This is a genomic window from Halorarius halobius (assembly GCF_024298865.1).
Lineage (GTDB): Archaea > Halobacteriota > Halobacteria > Halobacteriales > Haloarculaceae > Halorarius > Halorarius halobius.
This window is the reverse complement of record NZ_CP101163.1, coordinates 40,527-53,691: the sequence shown is the minus strand read 5'-3', so window position 1 is coordinate 53,691 and position 13,165 is coordinate 40,527. Positions and strand designations below refer to the sequence as shown.

At 54.2% G+C, this 13,165-nt stretch carries 18 protein-coding genes; 7 read left to right on the top strand and 11 right to left on the bottom strand.

The window, feature by feature from the left end; genetic code table 11:
• Positions 1-44: 44 nt before the first annotated feature.
• The 5 genes from NL112_RS21440 to NL112_RS21420 form a co-directional block, all read right to left on the bottom strand.
• Entirely contained in the window at positions 45-431 is a 387-nt protein-coding gene (locus tag NL112_RS21440) for a hypothetical protein (RefSeq protein WP_254841538.1), read from the bottom strand.
• 12 nt (positions 432-443) lie between these two features.
• Positions 444-923 carry a hypothetical protein gene (locus NL112_RS21435; RefSeq protein WP_254841537.1) on the bottom strand — a complete coding sequence of 160 codons (480 nt, stop codon included), beginning with the start codon at positions 921-923 and terminating at the stop codon, positions 444-446.
• 48 nt (positions 924-971) lie between these two features.
• A complete protein-coding gene (locus tag NL112_RS21430) occupies positions 972-1,514 on the bottom strand; it encodes a hypothetical protein (protein ID WP_254841536.1) in 543 nt (180 codons plus the stop codon).
• Positions 1,515-1,593: 79 nt separating this feature from the next.
• Positions 1,594-1,863 carry a hypothetical protein gene (locus NL112_RS21425; RefSeq protein WP_211087428.1) on the bottom strand — a complete coding sequence of 90 codons (270 nt, stop codon included), beginning with the start codon at positions 1,861-1,863 and terminating at the stop codon, positions 1,594-1,596.
• Complete coding sequence (locus NL112_RS21420) at positions 1,860-2,084, bottom strand: hypothetical protein (RefSeq protein WP_254841535.1); 225 nt, start codon at positions 2,082-2,084, stop codon at positions 1,860-1,862. Before NL112_RS21420 ends, NL112_RS21425 begins: the two co-directional genes overlap by 4 nt.
• 330 nt (positions 2,085-2,414) lie before the next feature.
• Here NL112_RS21420 and NL112_RS21415 point away from each other — a divergent pair, with 330 nt between their 5' ends.
• Positions 2,415-2,555, top strand: a complete 141-nt coding sequence (locus NL112_RS21415) for a hypothetical protein (protein ID WP_254841534.1) — start codon at positions 2,415-2,417, stop codon at positions 2,553-2,555.
• A 102-nt stretch (positions 2,556-2,657) separates the two neighbouring features.
• Here NL112_RS21415 and NL112_RS21410 read toward each other — a convergent pair whose 3' ends face one another.
• The 4 genes from NL112_RS21410 to NL112_RS21395 all read right to left on the bottom strand — a co-directional run bounded on the left by NL112_RS21410 (position 2,658) and on the right by NL112_RS21395 (position 6,336).
• The gene (locus NL112_RS21410; RefSeq protein ID WP_049984721.1) at positions 2,658-3,092 is read right to left on the bottom strand and encodes a hypothetical protein; all 435 of its coding nucleotides are present in this window, start codon (positions 3,090-3,092) and stop codon (positions 2,658-2,660) included.
• Between the two features lie 217 nt (positions 3,093-3,309).
• Positions 3,310-3,663 (bottom strand): hypothetical protein, encoded by a 354-nt coding sequence (locus tag NL112_RS21405; RefSeq protein ID WP_254841533.1) that lies wholly within the window; start codon positions 3,661-3,663, stop codon positions 3,310-3,312.
• A 155-nt stretch (positions 3,664-3,818) separates the two neighbouring features.
• Positions 3,819-4,298, bottom strand: a complete 480-nt coding sequence (locus tag NL112_RS21400) for a hypothetical protein (protein WP_254841532.1) — start codon at positions 4,296-4,298, stop codon at positions 3,819-3,821.
• 466 nt (positions 4,299-4,764) lie between these two features.
• The gene (locus NL112_RS21395; protein ID WP_254841531.1) at positions 4,765-6,336 is read right to left on the bottom strand and encodes a PAS domain S-box protein; all 1,572 of its coding nucleotides are present in this window, start codon (positions 6,334-6,336) and stop codon (positions 4,765-4,767) included.
• Between the two features lie 841 nt (positions 6,337-7,177).
• Between NL112_RS21395 and NL112_RS21385 the strand changes: the two genes are divergently transcribed.
• On the top strand, positions 7,178-7,438 hold the full coding sequence (locus NL112_RS21385) for a MarR family transcriptional regulator (RefSeq protein WP_254841529.1): 261 nt from the start codon (positions 7,178-7,180) through the stop codon (positions 7,436-7,438).
• A 7-nt stretch (positions 7,439-7,445) separates the two neighbouring features.
• On the opposite strand, the gene NL112_RS21380 is transcribed toward NL112_RS21385, so the two are convergent.
• Positions 7,446-9,215, bottom strand: coding sequence for a DUF262 domain-containing protein (locus tag NL112_RS21380; RefSeq protein ID WP_254841528.1), 1,770 nt, complete (start codon positions 9,213-9,215; stop codon positions 7,446-7,448).
• A gap of 90 nt (positions 9,216-9,305) precedes the next feature.
• On the opposite strand from NL112_RS21380, the gene NL112_RS21375 reads away from it, so the two are divergent.
• Entirely contained in the window at positions 9,306-10,361 is a 1,056-nt protein-coding gene (locus tag NL112_RS21375) for a GNAT family N-acetyltransferase (RefSeq protein WP_254841527.1), read from the top strand.
• 21 nt (positions 10,362-10,382) lie between these two features.
• Here NL112_RS21375 and NL112_RS21370 read toward each other — a convergent pair whose 3' ends face one another.
• Positions 10,383-10,820: a TIR domain-containing protein gene (locus tag NL112_RS21370; RefSeq protein ID WP_254841526.1), complete on the bottom strand. Its 438-nt coding sequence runs from the start codon at positions 10,818-10,820 to the stop codon at positions 10,383-10,385.
• A 128-nt stretch (positions 10,821-10,948) separates the two neighbouring features.
• Here NL112_RS21370 and NL112_RS21365 point away from each other — a divergent pair, with 128 nt between their 5' ends.
• The 4 genes from NL112_RS21365 to NL112_RS21350 all read left to right on the top strand — a co-directional run bounded on the left by NL112_RS21365 (position 10,949) and on the right by NL112_RS21350 (position 13,165).
• A complete protein-coding gene (locus NL112_RS21365; RefSeq protein ID WP_254841525.1) occupies positions 10,949-11,890 on the top strand; it encodes a TIR domain-containing protein in 942 nt (313 codons plus the stop codon).
• A complete protein-coding gene (locus NL112_RS21360; RefSeq protein WP_144050371.1) occupies positions 11,883-12,653 on the top strand; it encodes a RipA family octameric membrane protein in 771 nt (256 codons plus the stop codon). The genes NL112_RS21365 and NL112_RS21360 overlap by 8 nt, the downstream gene beginning before the upstream one ends.
• A 7-nt stretch (positions 12,654-12,660) precedes the next feature.
• Entirely contained in the window at positions 12,661-12,882 is a 222-nt protein-coding gene (locus NL112_RS21355; RefSeq protein WP_082226615.1) for a DUF8139 family protein, read from the top strand.
• Positions 12,883-12,973: 91 nt separating this feature from the next.
• Positions 12,974-13,165, top strand: a complete 192-nt coding sequence (locus tag NL112_RS21350) for a hypothetical protein (RefSeq protein ID WP_049908457.1) — start codon at positions 12,974-12,976, stop codon at positions 13,163-13,165.

The window sequence follows — 13,165 nt, the reverse complement described above, 5'->3', positions numbered from 1 at the left end:
GTTTGACACCCCGCGGGGCTACTAGCGGATTTGGACGTGGTGGGTTAGTCCACGTCGATAGGCGTGTCGAGACGGGCGGCGGCGACGCGATACGCGGCGACAATCTCGTCGACGGTGATGTCGTCGTCTGCCTCGCGCTCGATGGTGATCTCGATCTCGCGGCGGACGGTGTCTGCGTCGTGGCTGTATCGCCAGATACCTTGTTCGATGCGGGGGTGGGTTAGGATGTTGTTCGGAACTCCGAGGTCGTCGACGTCGCGGAGGACTTCGGCGGTTGCGTGAACCCGGTCCCCGTAGCCATCGATCCCTTCGCGGAGTGCCTCGATGGCGTCTTGGAAGGTGAGGTCACTGGCCTCTTCACTGGCGGCGATGTGTGCGGAGACGGCGTCGGACGTTTCGGTGGGAAGCTGGCGCTGGGGTTCTGAGGTCATACTCACTTTTAGTTAGTGCGAGAGACTTTGATCGAGCGGAATACTCGTGACCTCGACGAGTTCGAGGTGGCTGTCCGCTTGTGCCTGCTTGGCCGCCTTCTCACGGTTCGTTGTGAGTGTCGGGCCGAACTGACCGAGCTTGAGGAGGATGTCTCGTTCCGTGTTGAGCACACCGTATTGGGTGATTTCGTCTCCTGCTTCGGGCTCGCCGGGGCGATCGATGACATTGATGTTGAGCGACTGCCACGGCTTCCCGGTGTACTCGACGTGGACGTCCTCGCCGTGTTGGCGGGCGATGTAGTCCCACGCTTGGACGAGTCCCTTCAGGGCATCGTGGCGTTCGCCTTGATCACGACCGAGTATGTCGACCGTGAGAGCTGTCGTCGCAAACGCCATATGGACTCCTTGTCGGTTCTTGAGCTGCTGTTCGACATCGAGTCTCTCAGGCAGGTCCGAGAGAGCGAATTCTGACGGTGGAAGGAACGATCGCATTTTGTGCACCTCACTTCAGATGGAGGTGAAAAACAACAGGTGGTGCGGCTACTCGTGCCAGATTCGAGCATCGAGGAACGGGCCTTCGCGATAGATCTCGGCGTCGTCGAAGACGCGGTCAAGCTGGCGCTTGACCCGGCGGAGGCTCGGGGCACGCTCCGGGGGACGGAATTGGAACGCGGAGTACCAGGTTGCTTGGTCTTCTTCGATACCTTTCGGGAGGAGGACGGGTGTAAGTGCATCCGACCAGAGATTCCGATCATCAAGGATGGCTTCGAGTGTATCGTGGGAGAGGGATTCACCGGAGGCATCCTCGGCGTAAACGAAGACTGTCTTTGGATATGAGCTACCGACCTTGTAGTCGCGGTTGTACTGATGGTTGAGGCCACCGAGAGCGCGGTATTCAGCCCCGGTCTTGGGGTCGATCGGGCCGAATTCGCCGGGTTCGCCGACAGCCTCGAAGTTGCCCGAGGGCATATAGCGTTCGTGGAGCGGGGAGTGCGTCACGTGGGCGTACGCAAGCCGGCTGAGAGTGGTGAACGGTGCGGCCGAATCGGTGTCGTCGGATGGCGTGGTGGATGCGTTGGACATAGTATCGGATCAGGTTACGACGGAAGTCCGGGGGTGTTGGTGAGTCAGGACTACTCCGGCGACGGGATGAAAGGGATAATCACGCGCTCTCTTGGTTGATGGCGGTCTCCTCGTCGGCAGGAACGAGCTCGTCGCGATCGCGGCGCTCATCGCAATTCGTACAGTAGACGCCTTCCTCTTCAACGTCACTTCCGACAACCTCACCGCGCTTCATACCGACCTCTTCGAAAGTATCGTTCTCGTACTTCTGGATGTCGCCGAACTGGACTTCTTCGATGATCCAAGAGAACGACCGGCCGCCGCACTCTGGGCAGGCCATCGGAACCGGCGTGTTCTTTTCAGACGTCATACGTCGACCTCCACGTTCTCTAGGGCCCGTTCGTACAGGGCATCAGTGATCTGCGTCTCGGTTTCAGAGATTGCCGACTCGAGTGAGCGTTCATCTAGATCGTCGATGTCTGGATCTGCGCGCTCGCCGTCGATGAGGTGTTGCGTTGCGACTGCCGTATGGGCTGCGAGAACGGTGATAGCAGCTTCAAAGGCTGGGCCACTGAGGATGTATGTTTGCATCTCTCGATAGGCAGCGTCGTAGTCTTCGGGCGAGCCGGGAGAAGGAACAATGTCGTGAGCGAATTGGTCGTGGTGAGGTCGTACGCGATGGCGTCTTGGGAGTCGTAGCCATCGCGGAGGGCGATACCAAAGCCGGCACGTTCCAGCGTGTCGAAAAGATCAATGAGTGCGGCTTGTGAGGTGTCGTCAGGGACGAGGAGCGAGGCAACGGCGTCCTCGTCTCGAGTGCTGTCTGTCATCTGTTTTTGAAACCTCTTCGCCTCTGTAACGGAGGAGAAAAAATTGGGCTCGAAATAGTAGTTACTTGGGGCGGTAAGCGGGGCCCGATTCGTGCCTCGTGACTTCGGTTACCGTGATGGCGTCGACGTCGACCCCGAGAACACCGGGATGGTCAGGGGTGGCAGAGAGATCGGAGAGCGCCTCATTGAGGCGTTCTTGAAGCCAGTCGGGGTAGATGTCGGCTGGAATTGATTCGTCGAGGTCCTCTGTTGCACCAAGGGGAATCTGCACGTCGATGGTTACCGTTCGATCGTGGTGAGTGGACGAATTCATAGGTGTGGAGCTGTAGGTGATCTACCGCTGGTCTCGAATCGCGTCGAGACTAAAGTCCTCGTCAGGGTTGCGGATGGCCTCGAGCGTGTCGGTGACGAATTCGAGCGCCTCAATCTCTGACTGAAGCCGGGCGATTTCTTCCTCGCGGTCTTGGATGGCGTCGATGATGGCGGCTTCTGCCTGCTGGTAGTCAGCGTCCTCACGGACGTCGTTGTCGTCGTCCTCTTGGATTGATGTGGTGAGTGCCGATGACGGGAGTTTCCCGTCGGGGCGGGGGACCGTCTCTTCTTCAACTTCGATAGCGACACGTCGGACGTGCTTACAGCCGCCCTCTGGATCGCGATCTTGGTAATCCGGACAAGTACACGTTTCGTCGATGAGGTCGATAGTGTAGGTCTCCCCGGACTCGCCGGTTACTGAGTAGATGCCGCCCTGCTTGAGGAGCGCGACATCCATCGTTTCATTACGAGCGCGTTCGTCACGTCGGTCAGTACTCTGAGGCAGCGTTGGGGACGAGTCGGATGCGTCCCTGGCCGATGCGGTGGAGTGTGAACTCACGATGCGATTCCTCCACCTGCTGGCAGGGGAGTGAAAAACGCCCACGTCTCTGATCGCTAATCTATGCTTGTGCTGGCTGACGATGCTCTTGAGGGCGTTCTGTAAGTCGAGAACGCTATTCGGGTGTTTCGGAGCAAGGTTCTGAAGATCGAGTTCCCGTTTCTTGGTCGTTCTTCTTGACCTGGGTGGTGAGGACTCGGTGGGTGTCGGAGTCGTGGATGCGACGCTGGCGCTCGAAACCGTCTTGAGGGTTCGGTCCTGCGAGGGCGATGACGAACCAGCCTGAGTCAGGTGCGCCACGAGTTGCGTTGAGGACTCGGTAGATACGGCCAGACTCATCATCGAGGAAGAGAACTTCCAAGGTCTTGCCCTCTGAAGAGTCTGCTTGATCAAGCGCGGTGAGGACGCACTCGTCTTCGAATTGGTCGCGGAGCTGCTCGACCGAATGTGGGCTATCCATGTCGATCATCGGTTGTTCTGTCCTCTACTTCTTGAGGGGTCGAAAAACGCTGGTAGGGATGCTGGAAGAAGATGTTGACTACGTGCTTGAAGCCGAGGAGGGTTTCGGGATCAATCTGATCGCCGATGAGTCGCCGTTGTCACTAACGGATTTCTCAATTCGAGCTAATCGTGAATCTCTATCCACTCTTGATACTCTTCGGTAGAGAGCAACCGATCACACTGTGCGCAGTAATGTAGATCGCGTCCCCCTTGCTTTCGCTCCACAGACAATCGGGTGTCGCTCTCAATTGAAGCACAATTGTCACAGGTTTCGTTGGCCCGTTGTTCCTGCCGTCGCTGACGTGCTTCATCAAGATGCTCCATCATTTCATCAATCTCGGTGCGATTCTCCTCATCTTGCTGGATGAACTCGGCGTCCAGCACTTCCACCGTGATTATCGTTGGCTCCGTCTCGGTGTTGACATCACTAATTCTGGCGGTAAAGATACACATGTCGCCTGGAGCAATTCGTGTCTTGACCGCCTGTTCATATCTAATTTGGACCTCTTGAACGGCCTCTAAGAAATCAAGATCAAGGAACTCGGCCTGTTTATTTGGAAGGACTCTGACGGGCATTTCGCCCACCGCGCCAGTGTCAGTCACCCATCGCCAGTCCGTCATCAATTGCGTATAATGCTGGAAACTTGTTAGTAATTACCGGGCCGTGGTTGATGACCCGACTGATCTGTACGTCTGTGTTTGGTCAGAGTTTGCGAACCTGGTCGTCGAGTGAAGCTCCACACGACCAGCAATCTCCTGTCGCCCCGGCATTTGCGGTGCCACAGGCTGAACAGACGTGGAGGGGGATATCCACATCAATCCGCAGTTCTGCGGTGCCACAGTCCGGGCAGGGACCAGCGTCGTGGGGGAGCGGGCGGTCGTATCGACGACAATCTGGGTTCGTGCAGTAGCGCACCATCCCATTGTGTGATTAATTCTCATTCATCAAATAATTAAGCTCTCAAAATTGGGTGACGGAGTCCAGTACTACTTCGACGGAATCGACAGTGAGCGACACAACGTATGATCCTGCTGACTGGCCTATTTCAGCGTGGTTGTGTAGCGGATTTCACGTCCGAATTTCGAAGCGAGCGCCCCCGTCTGTGCCATCGGTGACCTCGATCGACCAACCGTGGGCCTCCACAATTCGGCTGACGATCGCGAGCCCGAAACCCGTACCGTCTTGGTTTGTTGTGTACCCGCTCTCGAATACATCTTCGCGATCGGATGTCGAAATCCCTGGTCCGGTGTCTTCGATAAAGAAGCCATCACCATTCTCAAGGCTTCCAACACGAATCGTGACGGCCTCGCCGCCGTGGTCGATCGCGTTTCGATAGAGGTTCTCGAACATTTGGAGGAGGCGACTGCGATCAGCGTTGAGACGCAGATCCGTCTCGACTTTGAGTGTCGCAGTGTCCGTATCAACGTTTCGCCAAGCCTGTTTAGCAAGAGTATTGAGGGAGATCGTCTCTGTCTCGCCGACTGCTTCTCCCTGTCGAGCGAGTGTGAGCATATCTTTGATGAGGCGTTCCATACGGTCTAACGCACGCTCGATGGCGTCGAAGTGTTCACTGTTATCGGTGCTATCGATGAATTCGAGCCGTCCTCGGGCGACGTTCAACGGATTCCGGAGATCGTGCGAAAGGATACCGGCAAATTCCTCCAGCCGGTCACGCTCTCGCCGAATCGTCGCCTCTGCGGACAGTCGCTCGAGAGCTGTCACGACGTGAGTCGATAACATCTCCGCGACTTCCTCGTCGCGCTCGGCGAACGCGTTCGCCTCAAACGAAAACACCTGTAGTACACCATATTCTCCGAGTGGAATACTCAACAATGCGCGAGGGTCGTTGCTGACCTGTGGTTCGGGGTGTACTCCACCATCGCGGATTGGCGACGCCGTAACTCCCCGAGTCTCCCCGAGGTCGTCGACCCGGACAACCGTGTTCGATTGGTAACTCTCCCCGGCGTATCCGAAGGAGGTTGGTACCGGGTCATAACCATCTACACTACCAGGGTTTGAACTGGTGACCGGAACCAGTTGGTCACCTTCTACTACTGCGAGGTGGGCGACATCAGCATCGAATAACTTGACTGCGCCGTCAGCAGCGTGTTGACGTATCGCTGTCGTCGAGTCCGCTCTAGTGATTTCGGTAGCGAGCTCGTGGAGCTGTGTCACCTTCGAGGTGTGATTACGGAGTTGTTGCTCTGCCACTTTCCGATCTGAGACGTCCTGAATGATCCCCGTAAAGAGATGATCCCCGTCAATAGGATACTCCCCGAAGCTAATCTCGATCGGGAATTCCTCTCCGTCGGCGCGAAGGCCGTGTGCCTCGAGTCCGTTCCAGTCGAACGTTTGTTCCCCCTCTGAGAGATATTTGGCCAGCCCATTCTGATGCGATTCCCGCAACTCCTCGGGCATTAGCTTCGTTAGTGGTTCGCCAACTATTGCTGACTGTTCATATCCGAAGAGTTCGTTGACAGCGTCGTTCGCATACCGTATTGTGCTCGTCTCGTCGATAGTCACGACGCCCAACGACGAGTTCTCCGTCAATGCTCGGAACCGTGCCTCAGACCGCGCCAGCTCCCGTTCGCGCTGCTGTAAACCAGTTGCGTAGTAGCCCAGGAGGATGCCTGCTGCCATGAAAATCCCTGCTCCATTGAGGGCGAGTTGCCCCGGCTCAGCGGCTGGATTATGTTCGAGCGAGATAACGAAAATGAACCAGATAATAACCGCAACACCAGTGATCGCCCCACCACCTGTCCAGAGTGCCAGTTGACTGATTCGGGACTCTTGGTGAGTTCGTTCGAGCCAAATCCCGCCGATAAGCAAACAAATCCCGATTGTGGCTGGTAGTGCTACTTCGAGAAAGTCGACTACGGCATCGTCTCCATCGATAAGGACCCAGCCAAGCGTACAGATGAAAAGTAGAAGTCCGGAGAAGGCAATCGACCACCTCCGTATCGGACGATACAAACCTCTCATCTGCCGTCAATAATCGGAAAGAGATCGTTAATTCGTATGATTTGGAAACTGGGCGTCATTTCTCACTCTAGGTGTGGGAGGGGGTACGTACTTCTATGGCTTCCGATGCTGGGTGTTCTATGATTCGTCTGGGTTCGAAGAACCCTCGGCCGGTACTCGAATGTCGTCGGGTGTCGCGATGAGTTCTACGTTCTGAACAGTAAACCGAACCGAGACGTCTCCCTTTGATGAGGTGAGGAGCTGTAATAGTGCATCGACGTCCACCCAATCCTGTAAATTATAGTCGTCGTCTTCGAGCCCACGCGTTTCCAGTGTCTCAATAATTTCAACGAGGCGGTCACTCGTTCGGTCCGGACTGTCTGGTGGTGGGGAATTCATCGGTATGCTCTACGCTTAGGATGGAAGCAATTTAAAAGGTTGTGAGTCAACTGCAGAATCTCGTCGCTTTTCTGCTTGACTTAGCGCGTTTGGGATAGCACCGGCGCAACCACAAGCGATTATGCGCTTTGATGCGGACTGGATGTCTCGAGCTGATGATCGGATTCTAGAACATCTCTCTGAGGAGGGACCTGATACCCCGAAGGAAATGGCAGATAGCGACCGCGTTCGCTTTTCTCGCCAACACATCAACGCTCGGTGCAAAACACTCGTCACCTACGGACTTCTCGTCCACTTAGGCAACGGTGTCTACGATATCACCAGTGAGGGTGAACAGTACCTCAACGGCGATCTCGACGCACGAGACTTGGATGCAGAATAAAGCATATTTAAAATGGTTGGTGTTCGAGGATGTGCTCCATAATGAGCTGCTCCCGAGCATCAACGAATTCCTCAAAGATCATCTCCTTGGCGCCCTCTGGGATATGGTGAGTCTGCTTGTAGTCGTCCGTTCGGGAGTTCATCCAGTCCTCGAAGTCGTCATCGGATTTCATCTTGTTCGTCTTGTCAATCAGCAGCTGGAGGTTCCCCACTCGGTCGGCATCTGCCTCCTCCGGGAGGACTGACTTCGGGATAATGTGGTCGATATCGTAGTCTTTGCCCCGTGCCGGTTCATCGGGATAGTGCGACAGCTGCAGAAGGAACTCGATGTCGCGCTTCCCGTACTGGAGCTCCTCGAAAAGCGTGGTCAACTTTTCTTCGGTGAAACGGAGGGAGGTTCCGTAACTGGATGCCACTTCATCACTGATCCGCTCAAGTGGGAATTCCGAGGTCTCCTCTTCCTCTCGGATAACATCCCGGACGAGTTCTGCGATCTGGTTCGATGATTGGCTGGTGAATCCGTTGAGTCGGGCCGCACAGATATAGTAGAGAATGTCACGACGTCGCCCGCGTCCTTTTATAGAGGTCGAATCGAGCGATGGATTCTCGTTCTGGTAGAGGTAGTAGGCGATAGGTGTGTAGAGGGCGGGACTGAGGATGTAGGTCACCGTCGGATAGTAACTGTTCAGAAGCTCAGCGAGTTGTTCCATCGTGTTCGAGAACGTATCGGTAAGCCAGATCTCCTTCAGATTCCGCAGCAAGTCGAGTGTGTAGTTGTCGAACCGATACTGGATCTCGTTGCCGTTGATTGCGAGCAGTACCTTCTGGACGTGCTTCGTAGCAAAAGGAGCGTTCCCACCGTCGATGATCCCGTTCAGTTCGTCGACCATCGAGTGCACCTCGTCCCGTGCGTTGATTTCCGGCGGCTCCTGTTGCCAGCTACTAGTCATCAACGACAGGAGGATTTCGGCACGATTCGGTGTCACCCCTCCCTGATTGATCCGTACGAAGACGTCGCGAACACGGGTGATGTCGTTCTCGTCTTCGGTAAAGAAGTGGAGCTTCTCGTCCTTGTGGACCGCTCGATAGAGATCCTCGAAATTACGCTGAGCGTTGAGAATCAGACTATCTGAATTCTCTATCTCGGGGTGGTTCTCGACCAGCTCCTGGATCTCTCCCTCAATTTCCTGGCGTTCTGCATAGAAATCGTCGTTGTCAGAGATGGACATGATTCGGTTGACTGGATACCAGTATGCATTCGCGGTTGCGGACTTCTCAGAGCGGAAGGAGAAGTCGTATTTATTGCCGAGTTCCGAGTCCGCTGTCTGCGGGTCCGAGAGGAGGTTGAGATAGAGTCGCTTCTGAACCCACGAACTGGCCTTGTTCCGAGGGTGGTTGTGTTTCCGCTCGTAGAATGATCCGGTCAGACCGATATTGAGCGCGGTCAGTCGCTGCTGGCCGTCGAGGACTAGTTTCACCGGTGACGGGAGTGGGTCTTCAGAATTGTGCGGGGGGTTTCGATGGGTCGGTGTTGTGAGTGACTGGGGAAAATTCGGTTCGTCGACGTAATGGGTGACGAAGCGATATTTGGGCTGAGCCTGTGCTTCCTCAGCCGAGAGGTTCCACTGAAGGAGCGCACCGATTGGATAGTCCCGTAACAGGGAATCAAACAGATCCACGATGTCACTCGTTTCCCAGACGAACTCCCGCTGAATCGCGGGTAAGAGATAAGAATAATTTATGTTTTCCACGACCTCAGCGATCCGCTTGGTTTCCATATTCCGTCTTGTGGTATGCTGGTTTTATATATCTACATAGTGGTGGTCGCCTATCATTTATAACGTCACAGAGCGATTTCTGATACGGAAATGAGTTTGAATATTCCACTTCCTGCGGGTCTCGGGGACTATGCTTGGCTCGAAACTCTTGCTCAACGTGAGGAGATTAATCAAACGATTCCTCTCTATATCGAAGCTGATGACGGGATTGAGGTCGTCGCTGTTTCCCTTCTCTGTGAAGATGATCTTCGGATGATCTACCGGGCACCCGGTGGTTGGCAATTGCTCACAGAATATGAGTTGTCCGAGGACCCGATTATTCACGTAGACGATCTCCTTGATGCTGTCGTTGCATTTGTGGGAACAGACGCGAGAGTCGTTCAAAAACTCGCTCAGGAACTCGGTGAGAAGTTAGAGGAGCATTGGATGATGGGATTTGTTCCGTATAGTCAATCTGGGAAGGGGGACAAATTTGAGGAACTTAGACAGGACTGCAATTGCTCAGGGATTGACGACCCGTCAATTGAGCGTGTTCCGGGAATGTCCGAAATCGAGGAATCAGCAGAATTTCGCTGCCATAACTGTATGAGCCTATACGGTATCGAGTATCAGGGTCGTAGAATCGATCTTGATGAGGTGTTCAGTGCTGAGTGGCTCTTCACGAATTCGACTCCGGATGACATCGTGGAGATCGGTGCCGAAGATTCATTTCTCGTGTATTCTGATGGTCGACCAATAGACAAAACAGAACGAGTCATCGGCGCGATGACTAGCTATGGTGGTGACACGAGTTCTTCTTTTGCCCGATATATCCCTGAAAACCACCAGGGATTGCTCTATATTCGAGATGACGACGCGGCTGGATACGTCACTTGGGAAGAGCTGGATGGAATACAGGTTCTTCGACAGCTGTATGTCCGGGATCATTACCGGCGCCGGGGGATTGCTGAGGAGTTAATTCAGACTTGGTGCCAGGAGTACTGCGAGGATGGTGTCTACTCCATCGACGAACCGAACGACAAGAGCCGATCTCTGTTTTCAAAACTGGGGCATATTGACGGTGATGGTGAGTACGAAGCGATTGAACTCTACCCGATTCGCGGCGTTGGGAACAGTCTTGATGCCAGCCAGACTCTTCCTCAATAGTTCATACACACTCTCACCGATTTAATCAGCCAGATTTCGAATCCCCTCTACCACGCTCTCTCCTTGCCAACCCACAATCTGATCTGCGTGGTCTTCAACGAAATTGGGCATCTGCTCGTTTCCGCGCGGTGTAACACCCAGAATTGGCTTGCTTTCGATTTCAGCTAAAATAGTTTCTTTCTTGATCCATTTGCTGTGAGCTACGTACATCCCTCCAAGTATTATTACGACCGTAGCTGGCTTGATCTGGTCTTCCCGGAGCGCCTGTTCCAGCTCCTCTTCGGTGTCAGCATCTATCTCATCCACCTCGGGTACTGAGTAATTCCGGAAACTGAAATTCGGGTAGTCGCGAAGTAGTTCTACCATCCGATTGTACTCGTCGCTGTACTCCCAAGAGTGCGAGATGAACAGTCGGTATTCGCTCCGACGGTTGCTTGAGGATCTGCTGTTGAAGCTCATAACTATATGCGAATTATTGACGGCTTACCCGTTTAGTACTATGGTCCTCTCTGATGCGGAATCCAAATCTGCCGATATTCCAGGGGGGAAGAACTTATACTATTTAAAAACGGATTGTTCATACGGTTATGAGCCAAGACACCTCCTCCCCATTGAAAACCACCTGGGAGGCTGCGTTTGATGATATTCGTGGCAGTCCAAACCCCGAATTAGCTGTTCGATTCGTTCTGAAGTCAGCCGTCAACGGTCTACCTACCGGATTCTATCGCGATGATGGAGATCGCCTACTACCGACCTATAAAGGGAACGATCTCGGAAAGGAGTTCACAGTTCGAGAACTCGGCCCCGTTTATACAGTCACGCAATCTGGGGATAACAGTCTCCCTGAGCTCAGTTCCTCTCAACCGTCGCTCTTCGAGCCGAATGACCAACAGTCGGGCCTTGTCCCGACCGACGATTCCCTGAGCCGCAGTTCTACCGATACTCAGAACCAGCAGGGGCTCTCGTCTGGGCAAAAAATCGCTGGCGGTGCTTTGCTCCTATATGGTGCCTACAAAGGGCTGGAAGCCTTGGCCTCTGCAGGCTCGTCGACTCAAGAGTCCTCTTCCTCCTCAGGCGGAAATACTGGGAAATCACTCCCTCGCTTAGCACGCGCTGCAACTCGACTTGAGGACAAGCGGTACAACGTTTTTGTCTCCCATTCGTGGGAGTACGACGAACACTACGAGCGTATCGTTGATTTCCTTGACGAGGTTCCGTCGCTCGAGTGGCAGAATCATAGTGTCCCCTCAACTGACCCCCTGCCCGTGGATACCGAGTCTGCCCTTCGCTCTGAACTCCGGAACCAGATGAAAACGGCGTCGGTTGTCGTCGTAAGTAGTGGAATGTACGGTGCTCACAGCACTTGGATCCCGGAGGAGCTGGAACTCGCCGATGAACTGGACAAGCCGGTGATCGCAATCATTCCAGAGGGACAATCGAAGGTCCCCGAGAAAATCCAAGAAGTCGCAGATACTCAGGTAGGATGGCGAAAGGCCTCGCTTGTCGACGCACTCGCTGAATATGCCTGATTCAACCGACGAAGCGGCGGTTGATCTCTCAGAGGATGGCGCCGATACTGACGATGGAGACACGCCCGAAACAGAACCTGAACACTCTGAAGAGGTCACCGGAGGGGACCCTGCTGAGCCATCTGAGGAGGAAGATGTTACAACTGGACCGCTGGCTAATCTAAGTGAGGACGAGAAGAATCGACTGATGGAGCAGTACATACATTACGGGGAGGTTGCGATCGAGACAGCCAATCAGCGAGTCCAGATGAACCGCTTTTTCGGTCTGATTTTAACCTCGATACTGGCCGGTCTCTTTGCCCTCGCCCGCGGCAATCTCACGACCACTAACGCTGCGATCGTTCTCTTCGCATCAGGATTCGGTAGTCTGATTTGCTACTTTTGGTATCAAAGTCTTCAATCATACCGCCGGCTGAACAAAGCGCGGTATGCTATCTTGAATGAGATCGAATCGGTTCTCCCTGTTCGCATGTATCTCGATGAATGGCGATACTTGAAGCGAGAGAAACCCGACCCAGAAATCGTTGATCCTCGTCCAGCTGAAGATGCTGATCACCGCTCGCATACAATTGTGGAACAGTGGTTCGTCCGCCTATTGGCTGCTGGATACATCTCCGTCGGAGGATATGCCGGCGGGTTCATTCTTACTCCTCAGGTGAAGAGGTTCATTCCATCACTACCGGACCCATCGATGGTTGGTTTTGGTGTTGGTGGCGTCCTCTTAATCGGCTTAGCCATCTTCTTTAGGATTCAAACCCGCTGAAACCACTATGAGACGCTTCGACACCGGTGATTCGGTTCGAATTGATATCCCTGATGAGACGGATCCTGATCACGATCGACTCCATGGGCGTCGCGGAACAGTTGTTGAGATCATTTCTGACGATGCAGGAGCTGTGACCGATGATGAACGGGAGGGGTATCTCTTTCGCGTTGAATTGGATGATGGCGAAACTGTCGACGTGCGCTGGCGTGATCTCCGGCCTGCTTGACGTGACTTCGATGCTGGTAATCGTATCAACCGAGACGGAATAGTCTAAGTAAAGACTATATAATGGCGGTCAGTTGGGCAAAGCATCGCGAATGACTCGAAAAACAATCGCCCGGAATTCAGGCAACTCCGGGCGGGTGAACATCTCGGGTTCTGAGCTCGAAATGCTTGAAGCCGGGATCGGCGACGATGTCGACGTCGACGTTGCCGATACGAAGGACGTCGCTCACGCTATCATCGACAGCAAGGACACGGACCAGTTCCTCATCGTCACTCCACTATAA

Excerpts from the sequence above, each read along its gene's own strand:
- NL112_RS21440 (WP_254841538.1), bottom strand. The coding sequence starts at position 431 with ATGACCTCAGAACCCCAGCGCCAGCTTCCCACCGAAACGTCCGACGCC.
- NL112_RS21435 (WP_254841537.1), bottom strand. The coding sequence starts at position 923 with ATGCGATCGTTCCTTCCACCGTCAGAATTCGCTCTCTCGGACCTGCCT.
- NL112_RS21430 (WP_254841536.1), bottom strand. The coding sequence starts at position 1,514 with ATGTCCAACGCATCCACCACGCCATCCGACGACACCGATTCGGCCGCA.
- NL112_RS21425 (WP_211087428.1), bottom strand. The coding sequence starts at position 1,863 with ATGACGTCTGAAAAGAACACGCCGGTTCCGATGGCCTGCCCAGAGTGC.
- NL112_RS21420 (WP_254841535.1), bottom strand. The coding sequence starts at position 2,084 with ATGCAAACATACATCCTCAGTGGCCCAGCCTTTGAAGCTGCTATCACC.
- NL112_RS21410 (WP_049984721.1), bottom strand. The coding sequence starts at position 3,092 with ATGGATGTCGCGCTCCTCAAGCAGGGCGGCATCTACTCAGTAACCGGC.
- NL112_RS21405 (WP_254841533.1), bottom strand. The coding sequence starts at position 3,663 with ATGATCGACATGGATAGCCCACATTCGGTCGAGCAGCTCCGCGACCAA.
- NL112_RS21395 (WP_254841531.1), bottom strand. The coding sequence starts at position 6,336 with ATGGCAGCAGGCATCCTCCTGGGCTACTACGCAACTGGTTTACAGCAG.
- NL112_RS21385 (WP_254841529.1), top strand. The coding sequence starts at position 7,178 with ATGCGCTTTGATGCGGACTGGATGTCTCGAGCTGATGATCGGATTCTA.
- NL112_RS21380 (WP_254841528.1), bottom strand. The coding sequence starts at position 9,215 with ATGGAAACCAAGCGGATCGCTGAGGTCGTGGAAAACATAAATTATTCT.
- NL112_RS21375 (WP_254841527.1), top strand. The coding sequence starts at position 9,306 with ATGAGTTTGAATATTCCACTTCCTGCGGGTCTCGGGGACTATGCTTGG.
- NL112_RS21370 (WP_254841526.1), bottom strand. The coding sequence starts at position 10,820 with ATGAGCTTCAACAGCAGATCCTCAAGCAACCGTCGGAGCGAATACCGA.
- NL112_RS21365 (WP_254841525.1), top strand. The coding sequence starts at position 10,949 with ATGAGCCAAGACACCTCCTCCCCATTGAAAACCACCTGGGAGGCTGCG.
- NL112_RS21360 (WP_144050371.1), top strand. The coding sequence starts at position 11,883 with ATGCCTGATTCAACCGACGAAGCGGCGGTTGATCTCTCAGAGGATGGC.
- NL112_RS21355 (WP_082226615.1), top strand. The coding sequence starts at position 12,661 with ATGAGACGCTTCGACACCGGTGATTCGGTTCGAATTGATATCCCTGAT.
- NL112_RS21350 (WP_049908457.1), top strand. The coding sequence starts at position 12,974 with ATGACTCGAAAAACAATCGCCCGGAATTCAGGCAACTCCGGGCGGGTG.